This is a genomic window from Arthrobacter sp. C152 (assembly GCF_054890965.1).
The window spans coordinates 26,362-45,882 of sequence record NZ_JBTZSU010000012.1 but is presented as its reverse complement, the minus strand read 5'-3'; the positions used below and the strand labels follow the sequence as shown (position 1 = coordinate 45,882).

General features: G+C 68.6%; 17 protein-coding genes and 1 pseudogene. 9 read left to right on the top strand and 9 right to left on the bottom strand.

What is annotated here, in order from left to right; genetic code table 11:
- Positions 1-121: 121 nt before the first annotated feature.
- Both paaZ and ACYSM9_RS10720 read left to right on the top strand, forming a co-directional pair.
- Complete coding sequence (gene paaZ / locus ACYSM9_RS10725; RefSeq protein WP_461856941.1) at positions 122-2,233, top strand: phenylacetic acid degradation bifunctional protein PaaZ; 2,112 nt, start codon at positions 122-124, stop codon at positions 2,231-2,233.
- A 197-nt stretch (positions 2,234-2,430) separates the two neighbouring features.
- A complete protein-coding gene (locus ACYSM9_RS10720) occupies positions 2,431-2,838 on the top strand; it encodes a VOC family protein (RefSeq protein ID WP_461856940.1) in 408 nt (135 codons plus the stop codon).
- An 82-nt stretch (positions 2,839-2,920) separates the two neighbouring features.
- Here ACYSM9_RS10720 and ACYSM9_RS10715 read toward each other — a convergent pair whose 3' ends face one another.
- The 5 genes from ACYSM9_RS10715 to ACYSM9_RS10695 all read right to left on the bottom strand — a co-directional run bounded on the left by ACYSM9_RS10715 (position 2,921) and on the right by ACYSM9_RS10695 (position 7,059).
- Entirely contained in the window at positions 2,921-3,223 is a 303-nt protein-coding gene (locus tag ACYSM9_RS10715; protein ID WP_461856939.1) for a hypothetical protein, read from the bottom strand.
- Positions 3,224-3,252: 29 nt separating this feature from the next.
- On the bottom strand, positions 3,253-4,389 hold the full coding sequence (locus ACYSM9_RS10710) for a S1C family serine protease (RefSeq protein WP_461856938.1): 1,137 nt from the start codon (positions 4,387-4,389) through the stop codon (positions 3,253-3,255).
- Positions 4,390-4,491: 102 nt separating this feature from the next.
- Complete coding sequence (locus ACYSM9_RS10705) at positions 4,492-5,145, bottom strand: TetR/AcrR family transcriptional regulator (protein ID WP_461856937.1); 654 nt, start codon at positions 5,143-5,145, stop codon at positions 4,492-4,494.
- 71 nt (positions 5,146-5,216) lie between these two features.
- Positions 5,217-6,590 (bottom strand): phenylacetate--CoA ligase PaaK, encoded by a 1,374-nt coding sequence (paaK, locus tag ACYSM9_RS10700; protein ID WP_461856936.1) that lies wholly within the window; start codon positions 6,588-6,590, stop codon positions 5,217-5,219.
- Between the two features lie 7 nt (positions 6,591-6,597).
- Complete coding sequence (locus tag ACYSM9_RS10695; protein ID WP_461856935.1) at positions 6,598-7,059, bottom strand: hotdog fold thioesterase; 462 nt, start codon at positions 7,057-7,059, stop codon at positions 6,598-6,600.
- 201 nt (positions 7,060-7,260) lie between these two features.
- On the opposite strand from ACYSM9_RS10695, the gene pta reads away from it, so the two are divergent.
- Complete coding sequence (gene pta, locus ACYSM9_RS10690) at positions 7,261-9,342, top strand: phosphate acetyltransferase (protein WP_461856934.1); 2,082 nt, start codon at positions 7,261-7,263, stop codon at positions 9,340-9,342.
- 76 nt (positions 9,343-9,418) lie between these two features.
- Here pta and ACYSM9_RS10685 read toward each other — a convergent pair whose 3' ends face one another.
- Positions 9,419-10,750, bottom strand: a complete 1,332-nt coding sequence (locus ACYSM9_RS10685) for an MFS transporter (RefSeq protein WP_461856933.1) — start codon at positions 10,748-10,750, stop codon at positions 9,419-9,421.
- Positions 10,751-10,982: 232 nt separating this feature from the next.
- Here ACYSM9_RS10685 and ACYSM9_RS10680 point away from each other — a divergent pair, with 232 nt between their 5' ends.
- The 4 genes from ACYSM9_RS10680 to ACYSM9_RS10665 all read left to right on the top strand — a co-directional run bounded on the left by ACYSM9_RS10680 (position 10,983) and on the right by ACYSM9_RS10665 (position 15,941).
- Positions 10,983-11,705, top strand: a complete 723-nt coding sequence (locus ACYSM9_RS10680) for a GntR family transcriptional regulator (protein WP_461856932.1) — start codon at positions 10,983-10,985, stop codon at positions 11,703-11,705.
- A gap of 185 nt (positions 11,706-11,890) precedes the next feature.
- Positions 11,891-13,237: an L-fuconate dehydratase gene (locus ACYSM9_RS10675; protein WP_461856931.1), complete on the top strand. Its 1,347-nt coding sequence runs from the start codon at positions 11,891-11,893 to the stop codon at positions 13,235-13,237.
- On the top strand, positions 13,234-14,751 hold the full coding sequence (locus ACYSM9_RS10670; RefSeq protein WP_461856930.1) for an aldehyde dehydrogenase (NADP(+)): 1,518 nt from the start codon (positions 13,234-13,236) through the stop codon (positions 14,749-14,751). The genes ACYSM9_RS10675 and ACYSM9_RS10670 overlap by 4 nt, the downstream gene beginning before the upstream one ends.
- Positions 14,748-15,941, top strand: a complete 1,194-nt coding sequence (locus ACYSM9_RS10665) for a fumarylacetoacetate hydrolase family protein (RefSeq protein ID WP_461856929.1) — start codon at positions 14,748-14,750, stop codon at positions 15,939-15,941. Before ACYSM9_RS10670 ends, ACYSM9_RS10665 begins: the two co-directional genes overlap by 4 nt.
- Positions 15,942-16,009: 68 nt before the next feature.
- On the opposite strand, the gene ACYSM9_RS10660 is transcribed toward ACYSM9_RS10665, so the two are convergent.
- A complete protein-coding gene (locus ACYSM9_RS10660) occupies positions 16,010-16,303 on the bottom strand; it encodes a hypothetical protein (protein ID WP_461856928.1) in 294 nt (97 codons plus the stop codon).
- A 195-nt stretch (positions 16,304-16,498) separates the two neighbouring features.
- Here ACYSM9_RS10660 and ACYSM9_RS10655 point away from each other — a divergent pair, with 195 nt between their 5' ends.
- The gene (locus ACYSM9_RS10655) at positions 16,499-17,659 is read left to right on the top strand and encodes an acetate kinase (protein ID WP_461856927.1); all 1,161 of its coding nucleotides are present in this window, start codon (positions 16,499-16,501) and stop codon (positions 17,657-17,659) included.
- 30 nt (positions 17,660-17,689) lie between these two features.
- Here the strand turns inward: ACYSM9_RS10655 and ACYSM9_RS10650 are convergent, their stop codons facing one another.
- Positions 17,690-18,886: an NAD(P)/FAD-dependent oxidoreductase gene (locus ACYSM9_RS10650; RefSeq protein WP_461856926.1), complete on the bottom strand. Its 1,197-nt coding sequence runs from the start codon at positions 18,884-18,886 to the stop codon at positions 17,690-17,692.
- 4 nt (positions 18,887-18,890) lie between these two features.
- On the bottom strand, positions 18,891-19,073 hold the full coding sequence (locus tag ACYSM9_RS10645) for a hypervirulence associated TUDOR domain-containing protein (protein WP_461856925.1): 183 nt from the start codon (positions 19,071-19,073) through the stop codon (positions 18,891-18,893).
- A 265-nt stretch (positions 19,074-19,338) separates the two neighbouring features.
- Between ACYSM9_RS10645 and ACYSM9_RS10640 the strand changes: the two are divergent.
- A pseudogene (locus ACYSM9_RS10640) lies at positions 19,339-19,497 on the top strand (SRPBCC family protein); the annotation flags it as partial.
- Between the last annotated feature and the right edge of the window lie 24 nt (positions 19,498-19,521).

Genomic DNA, 19,521 nt, shown 5'->3' with positions numbered 1-19,521 from the left:
AGTGTGCACCGGCTCCTAGTGTGCAGAGGGGCACATTCCTGTATGGTACATATATTACCGAACGGACGGTCAGTAATGATCTGCCTGTTTCCTGCCCCCTTGTTGGAAGGACCCGTCAACGATGACCACCACCGCCACAGCTCCCCAGGCCACGGTCGACACCGTGGAAACAGTGCCCAGCTTCGTCATGGACGCCTGGTGGACGCCGGACGCCGGCTCGTCGGCGTCCGCCGTCCCGGTCCGTGATGCCAGCACCGGGGAGGTCCTGGCCAAGGTGAGCACGGAGGGCCTGGACCTTGCCGCCGTCGTGGACTACGGCCGCACCACCGGCCAGGCCGAACTCGGCAAGCTGACCTTCCACCAGCGTGCGCTTAAGCTCAAGGAACTGGCCCAGTACCTGAACGCCCGCCGCGAACACTTCTACAACTTCTCGTTCCAGACCGGCGCCACCAAGCTGGACTCGATGGTGGACGTCGACGGCGGCATCGGCGTCCTCTTCACGTTCGGTTCCAAGGGCCGCCGCGAGCTGCCCAACTCCCAGGTGGTGGTGGACGGGCCCATGGAGGTGCTGTCCAAGGACGGCTCCTTCGCCGGCGAGCACATCTACACCCGCATCCCCGGCGTCGCCGTGCAGATCAACGCCTTCAACTTCCCGGTCTGGGGCATGCTGGAGAAGTTCGCGCCCGCCTTCATCGCCGGGGTCCCCACCATCGTCAAGCCCGCCACCCCCACCGGCTACGTGGCCGCAGCCGTGGTCAAGGCGGTCGTCGAATCCAACATCCTGCCCAAGGGCTCGCTGCAGCTGGTCTCCGGCTCCGTCCGCGGCCTGCTCGACGTCCTGGACTACCGCGACCTGGTGTCCTTCACCGGCTCCGCGTCCACCGCCAAGTCCCTCAAGGCCCACCCGAACGTGGTGGAGGGCGGCGTCCGGTTCACCTCCGAAACCGACTCCCTGAACGCCGCCATCCTGGGGCCCGACGCCGTGGAGGGCACGCCGGAGTTCGACGCGTTCGTCAAGTCCGTGGTCACCGAGATGACCGTCAAGGCCGGCCAGAAGTGCACCGCTATCCGGCGCGCCATCGTGCCGCAGGAGCTGGTCCCCGCCGTCTCCGCCGCCATCGGCAAGCGGATCACCGAACGCATCGTCCTCGGCGACCCCCGCGGCGAGGGCGTCACCATGGGCGCTCTGGCCTCGGTGGAGCAGCTTGAGGACGTCCGCGCGGCCGTGCAGTCCATGCTCGACGCCGGCGGTGAGCTTGCGTACGGAACGCTCGATTCGCCGTCGGTCACCTCCGCCGACGGAACCACCGGGGTAGTGGACGGCGGAGCGTTCATGGCGCCCGTCGTCCTGAACTGGGACAACCCCGAGGCCGAAGCCATCCACTCGCTTGAAGCGTTCGGGCCGGTGTCGTCCGTGATCGGATACACGGACCTGGCCGACGCCGTCCGGCTCGCCGCCCGGGGCGGCGGGTCCCTGGTGGCATCGGTCTGCACCAATGATCCCGAGGTGGCCCGCGAGCTGGTCACCGGCATCGCCGCGCACCACGGCCGCGTCCTCATGCTCAACCGGGAGGACGCGCGCACCTCCACCGGCCACGGCTCGCCCGTGCCGCACCTGGTCCACGGCGGCCCCGGCCGCGCCGGCGGCGGCGAGGAACTGGGCGGCATCCGCTCCGTGCTGCACCACATGCAGCGGACCGCCATCCAGGGCTCCCCGAACATGCTCACCGCCGTCACCGGCGTCTGGCACACCGGCGCCGACCGCAACTTCACCGTGGAGACCGAGGGGACGCACCCGTTCCGGAAGCACCTGTCCACCCTCCGGATCGGCGATGCTGTCCGCTCGGACCTGCGGCAGGTCACCCTGGAGGACATCACGGCGTTCGCCAACTCCACCGGGGACACGTTCTACGCCCACACCAACCAGGAGGCCGCCGAAGCCAACCCGTTCTTCCCCGGCATCGTGGCGCACGGCTACCTGCTGCTGAGCTGGGGTGCCGGGCTGTTCGTGGAGCCCGCCCCGGGTCCCGTGCTGGCCAATTACGGGCTGGAGAACCTGCGCTTCATCACCCCCGTGGCCGCCGGCGACTCCATCCGGGTGACCCTCACGGCCAAGAAGATCACCCCGCGCGAAACCGACGAGTATGGCGAGGTGGCCTGGGACGCTGTCCTGACCAACCAGGACGACGAGATCGTGGCCACCTACGACGTCCTCACCCTGGTGGAGAAGTAGCCCCAACGCCCGCTCACCTTTGGCGGCTTTCATCTGAACGCCCGCTCACTTTCCTTGAGAAAGTGAGCGGGCGTTTGGATTTTGGCCGTCAAAAATGAGCGGGCGTTTGGGGTTTGGGTGCAGGTGATGATCGGGGAATTCTGCCGGTTCCTTTTGGGTTTCGCGGGCGTAAGATTCTGCTCACAAGGAGGTGCCCCATGCATCTGACAATGAGCTCGGCCACAACCATCCTGCCGGTCGATGACGCGGCCCGCGCCCACAGTTTCTACACCGAGAAGCTCGGGCTGCCCTACCGCGGAACGACGGACGATGGCAACGAATTGCTCGGCATCGACGGCGGCCCGCTGCTGGAGTTGATGCCGGTTTCCAACGGGAAGCACTCGGAGCACACCGCCCTGAGCTTCGAGGTCACGGACATTGAGGCAACGGTGCGGGACATGGAAGCCCGCGGCGTCAGGTTCCAGGACTACGACCTGCCCACCCTGAGGACGGAAAACCACATCTGCACCACCGACTCCGAGAAATGCGCCTGGTTCATGGACACCGAGCACAACATCCTGTGCGTCCATGAAACCCTCGGCGGCAAGCTCGAGTACCAGCTCTAGCCACGCCGGTTCAGCCGCATCAAAAGCAGCAGGGGCGCCCCGGTCGGATCGGGGCGCCCCTGCTGCTGTCTGTGCGGGCGGCTCAGCTTTCGGCGCCGCCGTGCAGGCTGTCGTCGCTGCTGTCATCCTCCGGGCCGGTGCCCCGGCCGGACTCGCTGCGGTCGGAGAGGTCCATGTTGCCCCGCGCCTCCTCCATGGTGGGCCCGCCGGACGGCACGCTGTAGGTGTCGGGGCGGATGCCGTGCGACTGTTCCTCGATCAGGGCCTGCTCCTCGCTGAAGCGGATTACGTTTGCTTCGTCGCCGGCGTCGCCGGGGATGTCCTCGCGGATCTTGGACGGATCCGGGACGATGAAGCCTGCCTCGGGTTCTTCCTTGTGGCTCATGGTCTTGCCTTCCTCTCGTAGTGGCTGGTTTAGCGGGCGGTGTTGGCGGGCCGGTCGGTGAGGTCCACCTTGATGTCCAGGCTCTGGTCCCCGCGCTTGACCTTGAAGCCCACGGCGTCGCCGGGGTTGCGCTTGCGCAGTTCTGCCAGGAGTTGTTCGGGACTGGTCAGCTTCGCTCCTTCGATGGACTCCAGGACGTCGCCGGGCCGGATTCCGGCGCGCCCCGCGGGTCCGTCGGGGCCGGCGGCGAGCACCACGACGCCGGCCCCGGCATCGATGCGCAACTGGTCGGCGATCTGCGCGGTGAGCTCGCCCGGGGTCAGTCCCAGGTAGGCGTGCCGGGCGCTGCCGGTGGCGAGCAGTTCCTCCGCAACGTCCACGGCGGTGGCCGCGGGAATGGCGAAGCCCAGGGAGACCGCGCCGGACGACGGCGGGATGTAGGCCTCGCTGATGCCTATGACCTCGCCGCGCATGTTGATGACGGCGCCCCCGGAGTTCCCTGGGCTGATCGGCGCGTCGGTTTGGATCAGGTCCACCAGGGACAGGCTGTTGGACGCCGAGCCGGGAATGGACCGGTGCAGGCCGGAGATGATGCCGGCCGTGGCGGTGTTTTCGAAACCGAGCGGCGAGCCCAGGACCAGGGCGCCTTCACCCACTTTGGGCAGCGTGGCCTGGTAGGTGGGCTTCGGCAGCCCGGTGCGCTTGGCCTGGACCAGGGCGAGGTCGGTCACAGCGTCGCTGGCCTTGACCGTTCCTTCCACCCGCTGGCCGTCGGCGAACCCGACTTCCACCGTGGTGGCGCCGCGGATGACGTGTTCGTTGGTGAGGATCAGCCCGTCCGCCGAGTACACCACGCCGCTGCCCAGGCCGCCCTCGGTGAAGATGGTGACCACGGAGGGCGAGAGGTTTTCGACGAGCTGCGGCAGGTTGCCGGCCGCGGTTCCGGAGCCGCTGTCCGTGGCGGGCGCCGCAGACTCCGGGGTAGAGCCCGGCGTCGCGGAGTTGGTGGAGGCCGACGACGGCGGCTGGCTTGAGGAGGTGCCGGTGGGCGCGGGGGGACTTGGCGTTCCCGTGCAGCCGCTGAGTGCCAGGGCGGCCGTGAGCACTCCGGCGCCCACTGCTGTTTGGAGGCGGCGCGAACGCTGCGGATCGCTGGCCTGGCTCATCAGGGCCTCCCTCCGGACGGTGGTTTCCTACCACCGTAGCCGGGGAGCGGCCCAAATACCAAGCACGCTTAGTATCGGTGCCTGACGGGCTGTGCGGGCAGGCTAGGCTTCGGCGTGCAGGCCGTCGAACGCCATGGTGATGACGTCGTCGGCCAGCCGCTTGGGGGACAGCGACCCGCCCGGCTTGTACCACTCCACGATGGAGTTGATCATGCCGAACAGGAGCCGGGAGACGGTGCGGGGGTCGATGTCCTGGCGCAGCGAACCCTCGTCCCGGGCGGCGGAAATGAGGGCTGCCACCTTGTGGTCGAAGGTGCGCCGCCGTTCCAGTGCGTCCCGCTCGATCTCCGTGTTCCCGCGCAGCCGCAGCAGCAGGGTGACGAACGGCAGCCGGTCCACCAGCACGGCCACCGTTTGCCGGAGGACGAATTCGAGCCGGGCGTCCGCCGCGCCGGAGGTAGCCTCGGGCTGCTCCAGGATGGCCTCCAGTCCGCCCAGGGCATGGTCCAGGGCGAGCTTGAGCAGATCGCCCTTGGACGGCACGTGGTGGTAGATGGCGGACTTGGAGATGCCCAGGTTCTCGGCGAGGATGCCCATCGACGTGGCGTCGTAGCCGTGCCGGTTGAAGACGTCCACGGCGATGCGCAGCACGGACTGCTGGTCGTAGCCGGGCCGGCCCCGTTTTGCCGTGCCATTGGCAGCGCTGCCGTTGACGGCCGTGCCGTTGATGCTCGTGGTTTCAGTGGGGCTGGGCATAGAGGCTAGTTTCTCATGAACGGTCGGTAGGTCAGGGACGCCGGCGCCGGCTGTGGGCGGCGCCGGGGCGGCTATCCCTTCGGGCGCAGGTCGTAGATGCGGCGCAGCTTGCCGTTGGACCGCTCAAGCGAGCCCGGCTCCACCACGTCCACCGTGCATGAAGAACCCACGTGGATCTTGATCTGCTCCTTCAAGGTGCGCCCCGCCGTCGTGCTCTGCTCGGCGGTGACGGCGTCCCGGCGCTCGATCCGGACGGTCAGCTGGTCCATCCGCTGGCCCTCGGGCCGGGTGAGCTCGAGCTGGAAGTGCGGGCTGAGCTCGGGGATGCGGAGCGCGATTTCCTCGATCTGGGACGGGAACAGGTTCACGCCGCGCAGGATGATCATGTCGTCGCTCCGGCCGGTGATGCGGCCCATCCGCCGGTGCGCCGGGCGGGCGCTGCCGGGCAGGAGCCGGGTGAGGTCCTTGGTGCGGTAGCGGATGATCGGCAGCGCCTCCTTGGTCAGCGACGTGAACACCAGTTCGCCGTGTTCGCCGTCGCGCAGGACGTTCTCCTTGCCCGCCACCGGGTTGAAGGGGTCGATGATCTCGGGGCGGAAGTGGTCCTCCCAGATGTGGCTGCCGTCCTGGGTTTCCACGGCTTCGCCGGCGACGCCCGGGCCCATGACCTCGGACAGGCCGTAGATGTCGCAGGCTTTGATGTTCATCATCACTTCGAGCTCGTGCCGCATCTCCTGGGTCCACGGCTCGGCGCCGAGCACGGCGAACTTCAGCGAGGTGGAGGCGGGGTCGATGCCCATATGCGCCATGGCGTCGGCGATGGTGAGCAGGTAGGTCGGCGTGGCCAGGATGGCGTCCGGCTGGAAGTCCTGGATCAGCTGGATCTGGCGTTCGGTCTGGCCGCCGGACATCGGGATGACGGTGCAGCCCAGGGCTTCGGCGCCGGCGTGCGCGCCCAGGCCGCCGGTGAACAGGCCGTAGCCGTAGGCGTTGTGGACCTTCATGCCGGGGCGGATGCCGGAGGCGCGGAAGCTGCGGGCCACGAGCTTGGCCCAGTCGGCCAGGTCCTGCTTGGTGTAGCCGACGACGGTAGGCCGGCCGGTGGTGCCGGAACTGGCGTGGATGCGGGCCACTTCGTTCTGCGGCACGGCGAACATGCCGAACGGGTATTCGGCGCGCAGGTCGTCCTTGGTGGTGAAGGGGAAGTTGCCGAGGTCCTCCAGTTCGCGCAGGTCGCTGGGGTGGATGCCCGCTTCGTCGAATTTGCGCTTGTACAGCGGGACGCGTTCGTAGGCGTAGGCGACCGTGTGCTGCAGGCGGCTGAGCTGGAGCGCCTCGAGTTCGTCGCGGGAGATGGTTTCCTCGCGGTCCAGGGCGCCGGCGTCCGTGGTGTCCGTGGACGCGGATGCAGCGGTGGCGGGGGTTTCAGGGGCATGCAGGGTCATGGTTTTCCTACTTCTTGGGGATGGTGCGGCTGCGTCCGCGGAACTCGGCGATGAGTTCGCCCGGGGTACCTGCGGCAGGCTGCTGGGTGGGGTCGGCGGCGAAGATCTGGATGTCGTACAGGCCGCTGCGGCCCACCGTTGAGCGGCGGTTGGCCACGGCGGTGATGATTTGGCCGCGGTAGGCGGGCTTGAGGAAGTTGATGTCAACGCCGGCGGCGACGGTGATGTTGTTTTCCTCGCCGGGCGCCGGGGTGGCCGGGTTGCACGCCAGGGCGAAGGCCGAGTCGGCGAAGGCGAAGATCATTCCGCCGTGGGCCATGCCGAAGCCGTTGAGCATTTCCTGCCGGAGGGTCATGCGGATGGTGGCGTGCCCGTCGCCGAGGGAAAGGACCTCCAGGCCCATCCATTCGGAGGCGTAGTCGTTTTCCAGGATGGGGTGGGTGGCCCCGGAAAGTGTTGCTTCAGCCATGCGTCATTGCCTCCAGCTTTATTTACCGAATGTTCATTAGGTAATCCCATGTGGGGGCCCGGTGTCAAGGGCCGGGGCCCGCGCGAGGTGGCAGTTGACCGCAGTCCCGGCCGTGGACATTGCCGCGAAGTGCCATCTCGCGCAGGGGGAAGTGCAAGGATGGAACGGAACCGGCACCAGCACACACGCAAAGGGCGGACCATGGCCAAGGGCATCTATGTCAGCGCAACCACTCCCGGATCGGGCAAATCCCTGGTCGCTTTGGGATTGGCGGACACCCTGCACCGGCACGCGGACCGGATCGGCTTCTTCAAGCCGGTGGTCACGGGCCGCACCGCCTCCGATGACCCCATGGTGGCGCTGATGAAATCGCGGTTCGCGCTCGAGGACGGGCTCTGCCGCGGCGGCCTGACCTTCGAGGAGGTCCGGACCTTGCTGGCCGAAGGCAACCGCGCCGAAATCGACGCCCGCTGCGTGGAGATCTACGCGGAGATCGCCCGGCGCTGCGACGTGGTGATCGTGGAGGGGACGGACCTGACCGGGCAGGACGCCGCCGTCGAATTCGACCTCAACGCCCGCCTGGCCAACAACCTCGCCACCCCCGTGGTGGCCGTGGTGGGTGCCAAGGGCCGCACTGTCGCCGAGGCCGCGGCCGCCGTCGAGGTTGCCCGCAAGGAACTGGCCGCCGAACGCTGCGCCCTGCTGGCCATCATGGTGAACCGCGCCGACCCGAAGGAGCTGGACGCGATTGCCGCGGCGCTGAAGCCCGGCGCCTCGAACCGGCCGGTGTACATCTTCCCCGAGCTGGAGGACATCGCCCGGCCCACCACCGGCGAAGTGGCCGCTGCCCTGGGCGTCCGGCAGATCGCGGGCCGGGCCGACATGGAGCGCGACGTCAAGGACATTAAGGTGGCCGCCATGAACGTGGGCAACTTCCTCAACGTGCTGGACGAGGGCGCCCTGGTGATCGTGCCGGGGGACCGGGCGGACGTGATGGTGGCCTGCCTGGCGTCGTCGTTCTCGCCGGAATTCCCGGTTCCCTCCGCCCTGGTCCTCACCGGCGGCCTGGCCCCGGACGCCAACATCTACCCGCTGCTGGCGCAGGCCCCGTTCCCCGTGTTCGCCGCCACGGAGGACACCTACACCACCGCCAAGCGGGTTTCCGAGGTCCGCAGCGAGATCTGGTCAGGGCACCGGCGCAAGGTTGCATCGGCCTTGGGCCTGTGGTCGCGCCGGGTGGACGAAACCGAGCTGGTGGAGCGCCTGCACCTGCCCCGGGCCGAGAGGATGACGCCGCTGCGCTTCCTGCACGACCTCATCGAGCGGGCCCGGGCGCAGCGCCGGCACGTGGTGCTGCCGGAGGGGACCGACGTCCGGATCCTGCGCGCGGCCGAAATCCTGCACCGCCGCGACGTCTGCGACCTCACCGTGCTGGGCCCCGAGTCGGATGTCCGCGAGCTCGCTGCGGCCAGCGGCATCGACCTCACGGGCATCACGATCGTTGACCCGGCCACCTCCGACCTGCGGCAGAAGTTCGCCGAAAAGTACGCCGAGTTGCGCGCGCACAAGGGCGTGGACCTGGCCAAGTCGCTGGAGATCATGCAGGACGTGAGCTACTTCGGCACCATGATGGTGCAGCTGGGCGTGGTGGACGGCATGGTCTCCGGCGCCGCGCACACCACGGCCCACACCATTCGGCCGGCCCTGGAGTTCGTGAAGACCCGTCCCGGCGTGAAGATCGTGTCCTCGGTGTTCCTGATGCTCATGCCGGACCGGGTGCTGGTGTACGGCGACTGTGCCGTGAACCCGGACCCGAACGTGGAACAGTTGGCGGACATTGCGCTGGCCTCGGCCGAGACCGCCGCGCAGTTCGGGGTGGAGCCGCGGGTGGCCATGCTGTCCTACTCCACGGGCGGTTCCGGCGCGGGGGAGGCGGTGGACGAGGTGCGGCAGGCCACCGAGCTGGTGCGCCAGCGCCGCCCGGACCTCGCCGTCGAGGGGCCCATCCAGTACGACGCCGCCGTGGACGCCTCCATCGCGGCGTCCAAGATGCCGGGCTCATCGGTGGCCGGTCAGGCCACGGTGTTCATCTTCCCGGACCTGAACACCGGCAACAACACCTACAAGGCGGTCCAGCAGAGCTCGGGCGCGGTGGCCGTCGGGCCCGTCCTCCAGGGGCTGCGGAAACCGGTGAACGACCTCTCGCGCGGCTGCACGGTGGAGGACATCGTGAACACGGTGGCCATCACCGCCATCCAGGCGCAGGCCCCGGCAGCCGTGTGAGGTACACCCGGAAAAGGACGACGCCGGCACTTTCGCAAGTGCCGGCGTCGTCCTTTTGGTGGGGGTGCTTTGGGGGTCAGGCGGCTGCCTTGACCTTCAGCGGCTCGATCTTGCCGATGACGAACAGGTAGTTCGCCGCGCCGATGAGCGAGACGGCGCCGATGACGGCCAGCGGGGCCACGAAGGAACCGGTCTGGTCGACTAGGACGCCGATCAGGATGGGGGTGAAGATGCCAGCCAGGTTGGAGGCGAAGTTCTGCAGGCCGCCGATGGAGCCGACGTGGCGGGAGCTGGGGGCGACGTCGGCCGGCAGCGACCAGATGCCGGTGGCGGCGACGGTCAGGCTGGAGTAGGCGACCGACAACAGCGCCAGGGCCATCCAGGCTTCCGGAACGAGGGCGGCGAACATGATCACCGAGCCGCCGGCCAGGCCGCCGGCGATGGCGGTCTTGCGGACCTTGCTGACCGGGGCGCCGGCGCGGACGGCGCGGTCTGCCAGGTAGCCGCCGAGCCAGCCGAACAGGACGGCGCAGATGCCGGGGATGGCGCCGAAGAAGCCGAGCTTGAGCAGGTCGAAACCGCGTTCCTTGACCAGGTAGCTGGGGAAGAACGTGATGAAGAAGTAGATGGCGCTGTTCAGGCAGAAGAAGCCGAACATCATGCTGAGGATGGTGCGGTACTTGAACAGTGCGCGCCAGGGGAGCTTGGCGGCGCCTTCGTCATCGCTGGCGGCGCCGCGGGCGCCGCCTTCCTGGATGTAGCTGACCTCTGCCTCGTTGGCCCCGGCGTGCTCTTCCGGGCTGCGGTAGTACTTCCACCACACGGCGGCCCAGATGATTCCGAGGACACCAATGATGATGAAGACGGCGTGCCAGGAGGTGAACGCCACGATGAGGGTGACGATGGGCAGGGCGATCACGGCGCCGACGCGGGAGCCGGAGTCCCAGATGCTGGTGGCGAAGGCGCGTTCCCGGACGGGGAACCACGTGGCCACCACCTTGGCGGCGGTGCTGGGGGCCGGGCTTTCGCCGACGCCGAGCAGGAAGCGGGCGGCGAAGAGCGTCCAGAAGCTCGACGCCGCAGCGGTCACCATGGTGAACACGGACCACCATACAGCGGCCAGCGAGAAGGACCGGCGCGGGCCGACCTTGTCCACGTACCATCCGGCGGCGAGCTGGAAGAAATCGTACGCCCAGAAGAACGCGGCGAAGATCAGGCCCTGCTGGGTGGCGCTGAGTTCGAAGTCCTTGCCCATGAACGGCAGGGCGACGCTCAGGCTGGAGCGGTCCAGGTAATTGATGCTGAGGCCTATGAAGGCAAGCCAGATGATGATCCAGCGTTTGCGGGTCATCAGTCGCGGCGGTGCGGTGGAGGTGGCGGCATTGGTGTTGTTGCCGAGCGCAGTCATGCGGTCTCCTTCGACGTAAACATGGCTCTGGGTGCCTGGGGCACCGGCGGGGAGGGGAGGAACGCCGAAGAACGCGGCGCAGAATCATATAGGAATCTGGTTAATCATATAGATTTTGTGATCTGGATCAAGCCCCCGCCCAAAACCGCGCTGCCGGCAGCCCCGGGCGCGGCGGTGGCTTATGATTCCCCACAGCAAGTCCCTTCCACTTTGAGAACCCAGAGGTCTGCGCGTGCCCCCACGTCCATCGTCCGACACCACCCGAGGCAAGGCCGCCTCCGCAGACGTCTACGCCTCCATGCGCGCGGCCATCCTGGAAGGCGAGATCGCGCCGGGAACGCGCATCAACATCGACGGCGTGGCGCGCAGCCTGGGGGTTTCCCAGACCCCCGTGCGCGAAGTGCTGCAGCGGCTCGAGGGCGACAACCTGGTGGTCTACAACCCAGGCCGCGGCTACAGCACCACTCCGCTGCTCGACCTGCCGGAGCTGCGCTCGCTGTTCGAATTCCGTCTCCTCGTCGAACCGTGGGCGGCCCGCGCCGCCGCCGTCGACAGGCTGGCCAACCCGGCGGCCGCACTCGAGAAGGAACTGGCCGGGTTCCGGGACGCCATGAAATCCGCCGGCGACCTGCGCCAGGACCTGGTGGCGCACGATACCCGCTTCCATGACACCATCCTTGCCGCCTCCGGCAACCCGGTGGTCCGGCACGCGTTCGCCCAGACGCACTGCCACCTGCATACGTTCCGCCTGTATCCGGCGGACGTGGACGGTGCCATCACCGTGGCCGAGCACACCGCCGTCCGGGAAGCCATCGAGGCCTGCGATCCGGAGCGTGCCGAAGCCGCCATGACCACCCACATCCGCAACTCCTTTGACCGGTTTGCCCAGGCCTTCCAGGGTGAGCTGGAGCCGCTGGGGGACAGCGGGCCGCCCCGCAGGCGCATCATCACCTGAAGTGGCCACGCATGCCACGGGCCCCGCCGGCAGTGAACCAGCCAGTTCACTGCCGGCGGGGCTTTTTCGTGTGCAATCCGACTCCAGGGTGCCTGGACGGATTGACGTGCATCACAGTTCCTATATGATTATTGGAATTCATATAGGAATCTTCCACGTCCAACCCTTCAGGAAAGAAGAACCCCATGCCATCCATCACCTCCATCAAGACCCAGGACGTACGCTTTCCCACGTCCCTGGAGCTCGACGGCTCGGATGCGGTCAACGTTGACCCTGACTACTCCGCGGCCTACGTGGTGATCCGCACCGACGCGGGCGACGAAGGCCACGGTTTCGTCTTCAGCTGCGGCCGCGGCAACGAGATCCTGACCGCGGCGATCGATGCTTATGCCCGCCTGCTGCTGGGCCGCGACATCGACGAACTCATCTCCGACCCCGGTGCTGCCTCCCGCCTCCTCATCCACGATTCCCAGCTCCGCTGGCTCGGACCCGAAAAGGGCGTTACACAGATGGCCTGCGGTGCCCTGGTCAGCGCCCTGTGGGACATCCGCGCCCGGCGGGAGAACAAGCCCCTATGGCTCCTCCTTAGCGAGATGACGCCCGAGGAACTGGTCAGCGTGGTGGACTTCACCCACATCCGTGACGCCCTCAGCCCCGAGGAGGCGCTGGAGATCCTCCGCGCCGGCCAGGACGGCAAGGAGCAGCGCATCGCCGAGCTCAAGGCCAACGGCTTCCCCGCCTACACCACCTCCCCGGGCTGGCTCGGGTACAGCGACGAGAAGCTCGTACGCCTGAGCAAGGAAGCCGCAGCCGACGGGTTTTCCATGATCAAGCTCAAGGTGGGCGGGGACATCAATGACGACCGACGCCGCATGGCCCTGGCCCGCGAAGCGGTGGGCACCCTCCCCATCGCCATTGATGCCAACCAGCGCTGGGAGGTGTCCGAGGCCGTGGAGTGGGTCAACCAGCTGGCGGAGTTCAACCCGTACTGGATCGAAGAACCCACCAGCACCGATGACGTCCTGGGCCACGCCGAGATCCGCAAGGGCGTCAGCCCGGTCCGGGTGGCCACCGGCGAAGCCGTGCAGAGCCGGATCATCTTCAAGCAGCTGCTCCAGGCCGGCTCCATCGACGTGCTGCAGCTTGACTCCACCCGCGTGGCCGGGGTCAACGAGAACATTGCCATCCTGCTCCTGGCCGCCAAGTTCGGCGTTCCGGTCTGCCCGCACGCCGGCGGCGTGGGCCTGTGCGAACTGGTCCAGCACTTCTCCTTCTTCGACTACGCCGTGGTGGGCCGCAGCCAGGAGAACAGGATGATCGAGTTCGTGGACCACCTGCACGAGCACTTCGCCGAACCGGTCCGGATCGTCGATGGCCGCTACGCCGCACCGGAACTGCCGGGCACCGGGGCCGAGATGCTCAGCGCCTCGCGCAGCCGGTGGGAGTTCCCTGGCGGCGCGGGCTGGCAGGAAGTGGGCAACCGCGCCGCCGTCACCGGCGGGTCCCTCAGCGCTGCCGGAGCCAGCCGATGAGCGCAGCGCCCGGGGCCGCCGTCGTCAACCTGACCAGCGCTGAAGAACTGGACGAGGCCGTCGAAGCCGCCCAGGCTGCCTTTGAGCAGGGCCGCCTGGCGGACCCTGGAACCCGCGCCGCCTGGCTTGAGGCCGTGGCTGCCGGGCTGGAGCAGGACGCCCCGGGGCTCGTGGAGACGGCGGTCCGTGAGACCCACCTGGCAGCTGCCAGGCTGGAAGGTGAGCTGAAGCGTACCGTCTTCCAGCTGCGCCTCTTCGCGCAGGAGATCCGCAGCGGCGAGCACTTCGACGCCACCATCGACCACGCGGACCCGGAATGGGGGATGGGCCCGCGCCCCGACCTGCGCCGCTGCAACGTGCCGCTGGGCGTCGTGGGGGTCTTCGGCGCCTCCAACTTCCCCTTCGCCTTCAGCGTGATGGGCGGGGACACGGCCTCGGCGCTGGCTGCCGGCTGCGCCGTGGTGCACAAAGCCCACGACGCCCACCGTGAGCTCGCTGCCCGCACGGCACGTGCCGTGCTCGGCGCGCTGGAAGGCGCCGGCGCGCCGTCGGGCCTGTTCTCGATGGTGACCGGCCGGCAGGCCGGCGAGGCGCTCGTGGACCACCCGCTGGTCAAGGCCGTGGGCTTCACCGGCTCGACGGCGGGCGGCCGGGCCCTGCTGAACCGCATCGCCGCGCGGCCCGAACCGATTCCGTTCTTCGGCGAGCTGGGCGGCATCAACGCCGTCTTCGTAACCCCCCGCGCATGGGCCGTGCGGCGTGCCGAAATCCTCAGCGGCTACGCGGGCTCCTTCACCCTGGGCATGGGCCAGTTCTGCACCAAGCCCGGGCTGCTGTTCGTCCCCGCCGGCGGGACCGAGGGGATCCGCAGCGAGCTGGCAGAGGCGCTGGCCGGGTTCACGCCCGCCCGGCTGCTGAGCCCGCGCCTGCACGCCGGCTACGCGGACGCCGTCGCCAGGCTGCGCGGCAGCGGCGGGGTGGGCGTCCTGGTGAAGGGCGATTTCGCCGAGGAACCCGCGCCCACGGTCCTGCACACCACGGCGGAAGCAGTGCGCCGCAACCCGGAGCTGCTCCGGCAGGAGATGTTCGGCCCGGCCAGCCTGGTGGTGGAGTACACGGACGAGGCTGAGCTGCCGGCGCTGGCTGGACGCCTGGAAGGGCAGCTCACCACCACGCTGCAGGCGGAAGCGGACGACGACGTCGCCGCCCTGGCCGCCCGGCTCACCGACATCAGCGGCCGGGTCCTCTGGAACGGCTGGCCCACGGGCGTCACGGTCAGCTATGCGCAGCACCACGGCGGGCCGTACCCGGCCACGACCTCGAACACCACCTCGGTTGGAACGGCGGCCATCCGCCGTTTCCTGCGGCCCGTGGCGTTCCAGCAGTTCCCGGCACAGCGCCTGCCCGAGCCGCTGCGTGACGACAACCCCTGGGGTGTCCCCCAGCGGGTCGACGGCGTCTGGCGGCGCCCGGCTGCCTCCCTTGCGGGGGCCGGACAGGAGGCACTGCAGTGACTCTCCCGGAAGCAGTCCGCTCCGTCCTTCCCCAGGACGCCGGCCAGGCGCTGCTCATTGGCCGCGTCTGGGACCCGGAGACCGGCGGCCCGCGCGTCGTCGCCGTCAGCGGGGACACCGTCTTCGATCTGCACCGCCTGGCCGGGACCGTCGCGGACCTGCTGGAACTGCCCAACCCGGCCGACGCCGTCCGCTCAGCCCTGGCGGATCCCGCCCTGGCCGAACCGCGCTGGGCGACGGCCGACGTCGTCAGCGCCTCCTTAGCGGGGCACGCCGGCAACGCACGCCTGCTGGCCCCCGTCGACCTGCAGGTCATCAAGGCCTGCGGGGTGACCTTCGTGGACAGCATGATCGAGCGCGTCATCGAGGAACGCTGCGCCGGTGACGCGGCGCGGGCCGCGGAAGTGCGCGAACTCGTGGGCCGCGCCCTGGGCGGCAGCCTCGCCGACCTGCGTCCCGGCTCGGCGCAGGCGGCCGAGGCCAAGCGGGTCCTGATGGCCGAGGGCCTGTGGTCGCAGTACCTCGAGGTGGGGATCGGCCCGGACCCGGAGGTGTTCACCAAGGCGCCGGTCCTGTCCTCGGTGGGGCTGGGCGCCGACATCGGCATCCCCGCGTTCTCCTCCTGGAACAACCCCGAGCCGGAACTGGTGCTGATCGCCACGTCCCGGGGCGCAGTGGTGGGGGCGACGCTCGGCAACGACGTCAACCTCCGCGATGTCGAAGGCCGCAGCGCCCTGCTGCTGGGCAAGGCCAAGGACAACAACGCCTCCAGCGCGCTCGGCCCACTGATCCGGCTCTTCGACGGCGCGTTCACCCTGGACACCCTGCGGGACGAGGAGATCCTGCTGCGGGTGGAAGGCCCGGACGGGTACGTGCTGGAGGGCCGGAACAGCATGGCACGGATCAGCCGGCCGTTCGAGGAACTGGTGGCGGCAACCCACGGAAAGCACCACCAGTACCCGGACGGGTTCGCCCTGTACACGGGGACGCTGTTCGCCCCCACCCAGGACCGGGACGTGCCGGGGCAGGGCTTCACGCACAAGCACGGCGACGTGGTGACCATCCGCAGCCGCCACCTCGGTGCCCTGGTCAACCGGGTGGGGCCATGCGAGGAGCTCCCGGCGTGGAGCTTCGGCCTGCGGGAGCTGTTCAGCTACCTGGCCGGGCAGCGGCAGGAAGCGCGGGCCTAGCTGCACAACGGCAACGGGCGACGGCGGCACCCCGGTGGGTGCCGCCGTCGCCCGTTGCCTGCGTTGGCTTAGCTGTTGTCCGGCTTGGCCAGGCTTTCCTTGTCTTCCTGCTTGGCGGGCTCGTCGGAGAGCCCCTGCGGGGTGAGGTCAAGGTCCTGCGGGTTCTCCGGCGGCTCGGGGGCTTCGCCGGTCTCGGCGGCCTTGAGGTTGCCGGTGTCGTCCAGCGCAGGGTTGGCTCCCTCCACGCCGGTGGGGTCCTGCTTTTTTGAACCGGAGTCCGGCTGCGCGTTGAGCGGTGCGGTGCTGCTGGATCCCGTGTTGCTGGGGTCGTTCTCGTCGATGGAAGTGGGCTCGTTCGTCATGGAAATGTTCCTCTCGGCCTGGTCCAGCGTGTCCCGCCGACCATAGGCACAGGCGGCGTTCATCCGCAAGGACCCCGCGAGATGGCATTTCACGGCAGTCCCGGGGGCCGACACTGCCGTGACGTGCCATCTCGCGGACGGGGCGCCGCCTATAGGCTGGATGGAACTGCAGAAGCCAGCCCCGGGAGGCCCGTCATGCTCGTGCTCGTCATCAACTCCGGCTCGTCCTCGCTCAAGTACCAAGTCCGTGATGTGGCGCAGGAGACCGTGCTGACCGAGGGGCTGATCGAGAAGATCGGCATGGGCAACGGCGGTGGCGGCGACGGTGAGATCGAGGGCCCGCGGGACCATGCCGAGGCGCTGGAATTGGTGGACGCCGCCATCCACCGGGAACTGGGCAACCAGGAGCTGGCGGCCGTGGGCCACCGCGTGGTGCACGGCGGGGAGCGGTTCGCCGAGCCGGTGCTGATCGACAACGAGATCACCCGCGCCATCGAGCGGCTCAACCCGCTGGCACCGCTCCACAACCCCGCCAATGTTCTCGGCATCCGGGCCATCACCAAAAAGTGGCCGCAGATGCCGCAGGTGGCCGTGTTCGATACCGCCTTCCACCGGACCCTCCCGGAGCACGCCTGGCGCTACGCCGTCCCGGACGAGCTCTACACCAACCACGGCATCCGCCGGTACGGCTTCCACGGCACCTCGCACGAATACGTGGGGCGCCGGGCCGCGGCTTTGCTGGACATCCCCGTGGAGGAGTTCGACGGCGTCATCGCCCACCTGGGCAACGGCGCCTCCGTCACGGCCATCAAGGGCGGCCATTCGGTGGACACTTCCATGGGCTTCACCCCGCTGGAGGGCCTGGTCATGGGCACGCGGTCCGGCGACCTGGACCCCTCCATCCTGGTGTTCCTGGGCCGGGCGGGCTGGACACCGGAGGACATCGATTCGATGCTGAACCGCGAATCCGGGCTCAAGGGCCTGGCCGGCAACAACGACATGCGCACCGTGGTGGAAGCCTCGGAAAGCGGCGATCCCAGGGCTTCCGTGGCGCTGGCGGTGGCCTCCTACCGGCTGGCCAAATACATCGGCGGATACCACGTGGCCGTCGGCGGGGCCAAGGCGCTGGTGTTCACCGCGGGCATCGGCGAAAACTCGCACCAGTTCCGGGCGCTGGTCGCCGAGCGGCTGGGCGCGCTGGGCATCGAGCTCGACGCCGGCCTGAACACCGCGCGGTCCAAGGAACCCCGGATGGTTTCCACGGCGTCGTCCGCGATTCCCGTCCTGGTGGTCCCCACGGACGAGGAGCGCGCCATCGCGGAGGCGACGGCCGCCGTCGTGAGCGCCGGCACCTGACCAGAGCCCAGTGGTTGAGCCGCCGGCAGCCTAGAGCCGGCCCTTGAGGATCAGGTTCCAGTACAGCTTCGGGAACAGGTCCCGGTCCACCACCCAGGACAGTTTGCTCTCGTTCCAGGTGGGGACCCGGGGGATGGTGGGCATGGGCCGGTAGCGGTCGTCGAACTCGGCGAACACCACCGTGTCCCGCGAAACCGTGAACGGGCACACCGAGTACCCGTTGTACTTGGCTTTCAACGGCCTGCCCTTCCGGGCTGCCACCAGGTTCTTCGCCAGGACCTTGGTCTGCTTGCGCAGCGCGCCGCCCGACTTGGAATTCGTGGTGCCGGCGGCATCGCCCAGGGACCATACGTTGGGGTAGCGCAGGTGCCGCAGCGTCTGCCGGTCCACCTCCACGAAGCCGCCGGCGTCCCCGGCGGCCGGCAGGACGGTGGCCTTCAGCCAGTCCGGGGCCGACTGCGGCGGGACCGCGTTGAGCACGTCATACTCCAGGTCCTCGGTGGTGTTGGCGTCGTTGTCGCGGATGGTGGCCTTGTGGCCGGCCGGGTCCACCGCTACCAGTTCGCTGTTGGTGCGCAGTTCGATCCCGTACTCGGCGATCTTGCGGTCCAGCTCCCGGTCCACTTCCGGGATGCCGAACACGGTGGGGTAGGGCTGGACCATCACCACCCGGATCTTGTCCAGGACCCCCTGCTCCCGCCAGTAGTCGCAGGCCAGGTACATGGGCTTCTGGCTGGCACCCCCGCACTTGATGGGCCCGGCCGGCATGCTGAAAACGGCGGTGCCGGACCGCAGGCTGCTCAGCAGCGTCCAGGCTTTGGGGGCGAGGTCGAACACGTAATGCGAGGCCCCGTACGGCGAGTGCACCGCCTCGGCCAGCCCCGGCACGGCCGCCCAGTCAAACTGCAGCCCCGGGCACACCACCAGCTGGCCGTAGCCGACGGTGGAGCCTGATCCGAGCGTGACGGTGTTGGCTTCCGGATCGATGCCTGCGGCGGCTTCGTGGATCCAGGTCACGCCTTGGGGGGTGACGGATTCCTGGGTCCTGACCGCTTCCTTTGCCTGGGCACGGCCGCCCGCGATGTGCGAAAACAGCGGCTGGTACAGGTGGTGGTCCCTGGGCTCGACCACTGCCACATCGTCAACCCCGTAGCGGTGAAGCCGGGCCGCCAGGGAGATGCCGGCGTTGCCTCCGCCGATGATGAGGACCTCATGCCGGGCAGCCACGGCGCTACTTTTTCTCGGTCAGGGCCGATGCCTTGTGCGCCGCCCGGGCGCCGGTTTTCTCCGACTCCACCACATACTGCGGTTCGTCCTCGCTGGCGCGGTGCGCGTTGCCGTCCAGCTCGAAATCACTGGTCTTCTTCTCCACGATCTTCCCGTGCGTCTTGCCCTGGGAAGTGTTCCACTCCACGCGGGTTCCCTTGCTCAATGACCTTGCCGGCTCCTCTGGTGGGTGATGCGGTGGGTGAGCTGTCCTGCGGCCCGGTTACCGCCCGGGCGGGCGTCCGGAAGCCAATAGTAAGCATGATGACCTTGTTTTGGCAGCTACCGATCGGACAGCAGGGCCGGCCTGCCTGCAGCGGGATGGCGGGCATTGACACCGTCCGTGTCCAGGGCCATGCTGTCCCAGCCGGCCACGCCCGGCCGGCATCAGGTGCCCTTCGAAGGAGAACGCTGTGCCTGTTGTAGAAGAAAGCGTCGTCCTTCCCCGGCCGCCGCAGGAGGTCTTCGATTTCCTGTCGGACTTCGACAATGTCGCTGTCTACGATTCCTCGGTCACCTCGTCGGAGCGGGTCGGCGACGGACCCGTGGGAGTGGGCACCCATGGACGGGGAACCAGCAAAGTCATGGGGCGGCAC

What these genes read in the sequence shown, in the direction of transcription:
- ACYSM9_RS10675 (WP_461856931.1), top strand. Translation starts at nt 11,891, where the DNA reads ATGCCATCCATCACCTCCATCAAGACCCAGGACGTACGCTTTCCCACG.
- ACYSM9_RS10685 (WP_461856933.1), bottom strand. Translation starts at nt 10,750, where the DNA reads ATGACTGCGCTCGGCAACAACACCAATGCCGCCACCTCCACCGCACCG.
- pta (WP_461856934.1), top strand. Translation starts at nt 7,261, where the DNA reads ATGGCCAAGGGCATCTATGTCAGCGCAACCACTCCCGGATCGGGCAAA.
- ACYSM9_RS10705 (WP_461856937.1), bottom strand. Translation starts at nt 5,145, where the DNA reads ATGCCCAGCCCCACTGAAACCACGAGCATCAACGGCACGGCCGTCAAC.
- ACYSM9_RS10710 (WP_461856938.1), bottom strand. Translation starts at nt 4,389, where the DNA reads ATGAGCCAGGCCAGCGATCCGCAGCGTTCGCGCCGCCTCCAAACAGCA.
- paaZ (WP_461856941.1), top strand. Translation starts at nt 122, where the DNA reads ATGACCACCACCGCCACAGCTCCCCAGGCCACGGTCGACACCGTGGAA.
- paaK (WP_461856936.1), bottom strand. Translation starts at nt 6,590, where the DNA reads ATGACCCTGCATGCCCCTGAAACCCCCGCCACCGCTGCATCCGCGTCC.
- ACYSM9_RS10720 (WP_461856940.1), top strand. Translation starts at nt 2,431, where the DNA reads ATGCATCTGACAATGAGCTCGGCCACAACCATCCTGCCGGTCGATGAC.
- ACYSM9_RS10655 (WP_461856927.1), top strand. Translation starts at nt 16,499, where the DNA reads ATGCTCGTGCTCGTCATCAACTCCGGCTCGTCCTCGCTCAAGTACCAA.
- ACYSM9_RS10660 (WP_461856928.1), bottom strand. Translation starts at nt 16,303, where the DNA reads ATGACGAACGAGCCCACTTCCATCGACGAGAACGACCCCAGCAACACG.
- ACYSM9_RS10715 (WP_461856939.1), bottom strand. Translation starts at nt 3,223, where the DNA reads ATGAGCCACAAGGAAGAACCCGAGGCAGGCTTCATCGTCCCGGATCCG.
- ACYSM9_RS10695 (WP_461856935.1), bottom strand. Translation starts at nt 7,059, where the DNA reads ATGGCTGAAGCAACACTTTCCGGGGCCACCCACCCCATCCTGGAAAAC.
- ACYSM9_RS10670 (WP_461856930.1), top strand. Translation starts at nt 13,234, where the DNA reads ATGAGCGCAGCGCCCGGGGCCGCCGTCGTCAACCTGACCAGCGCTGAA.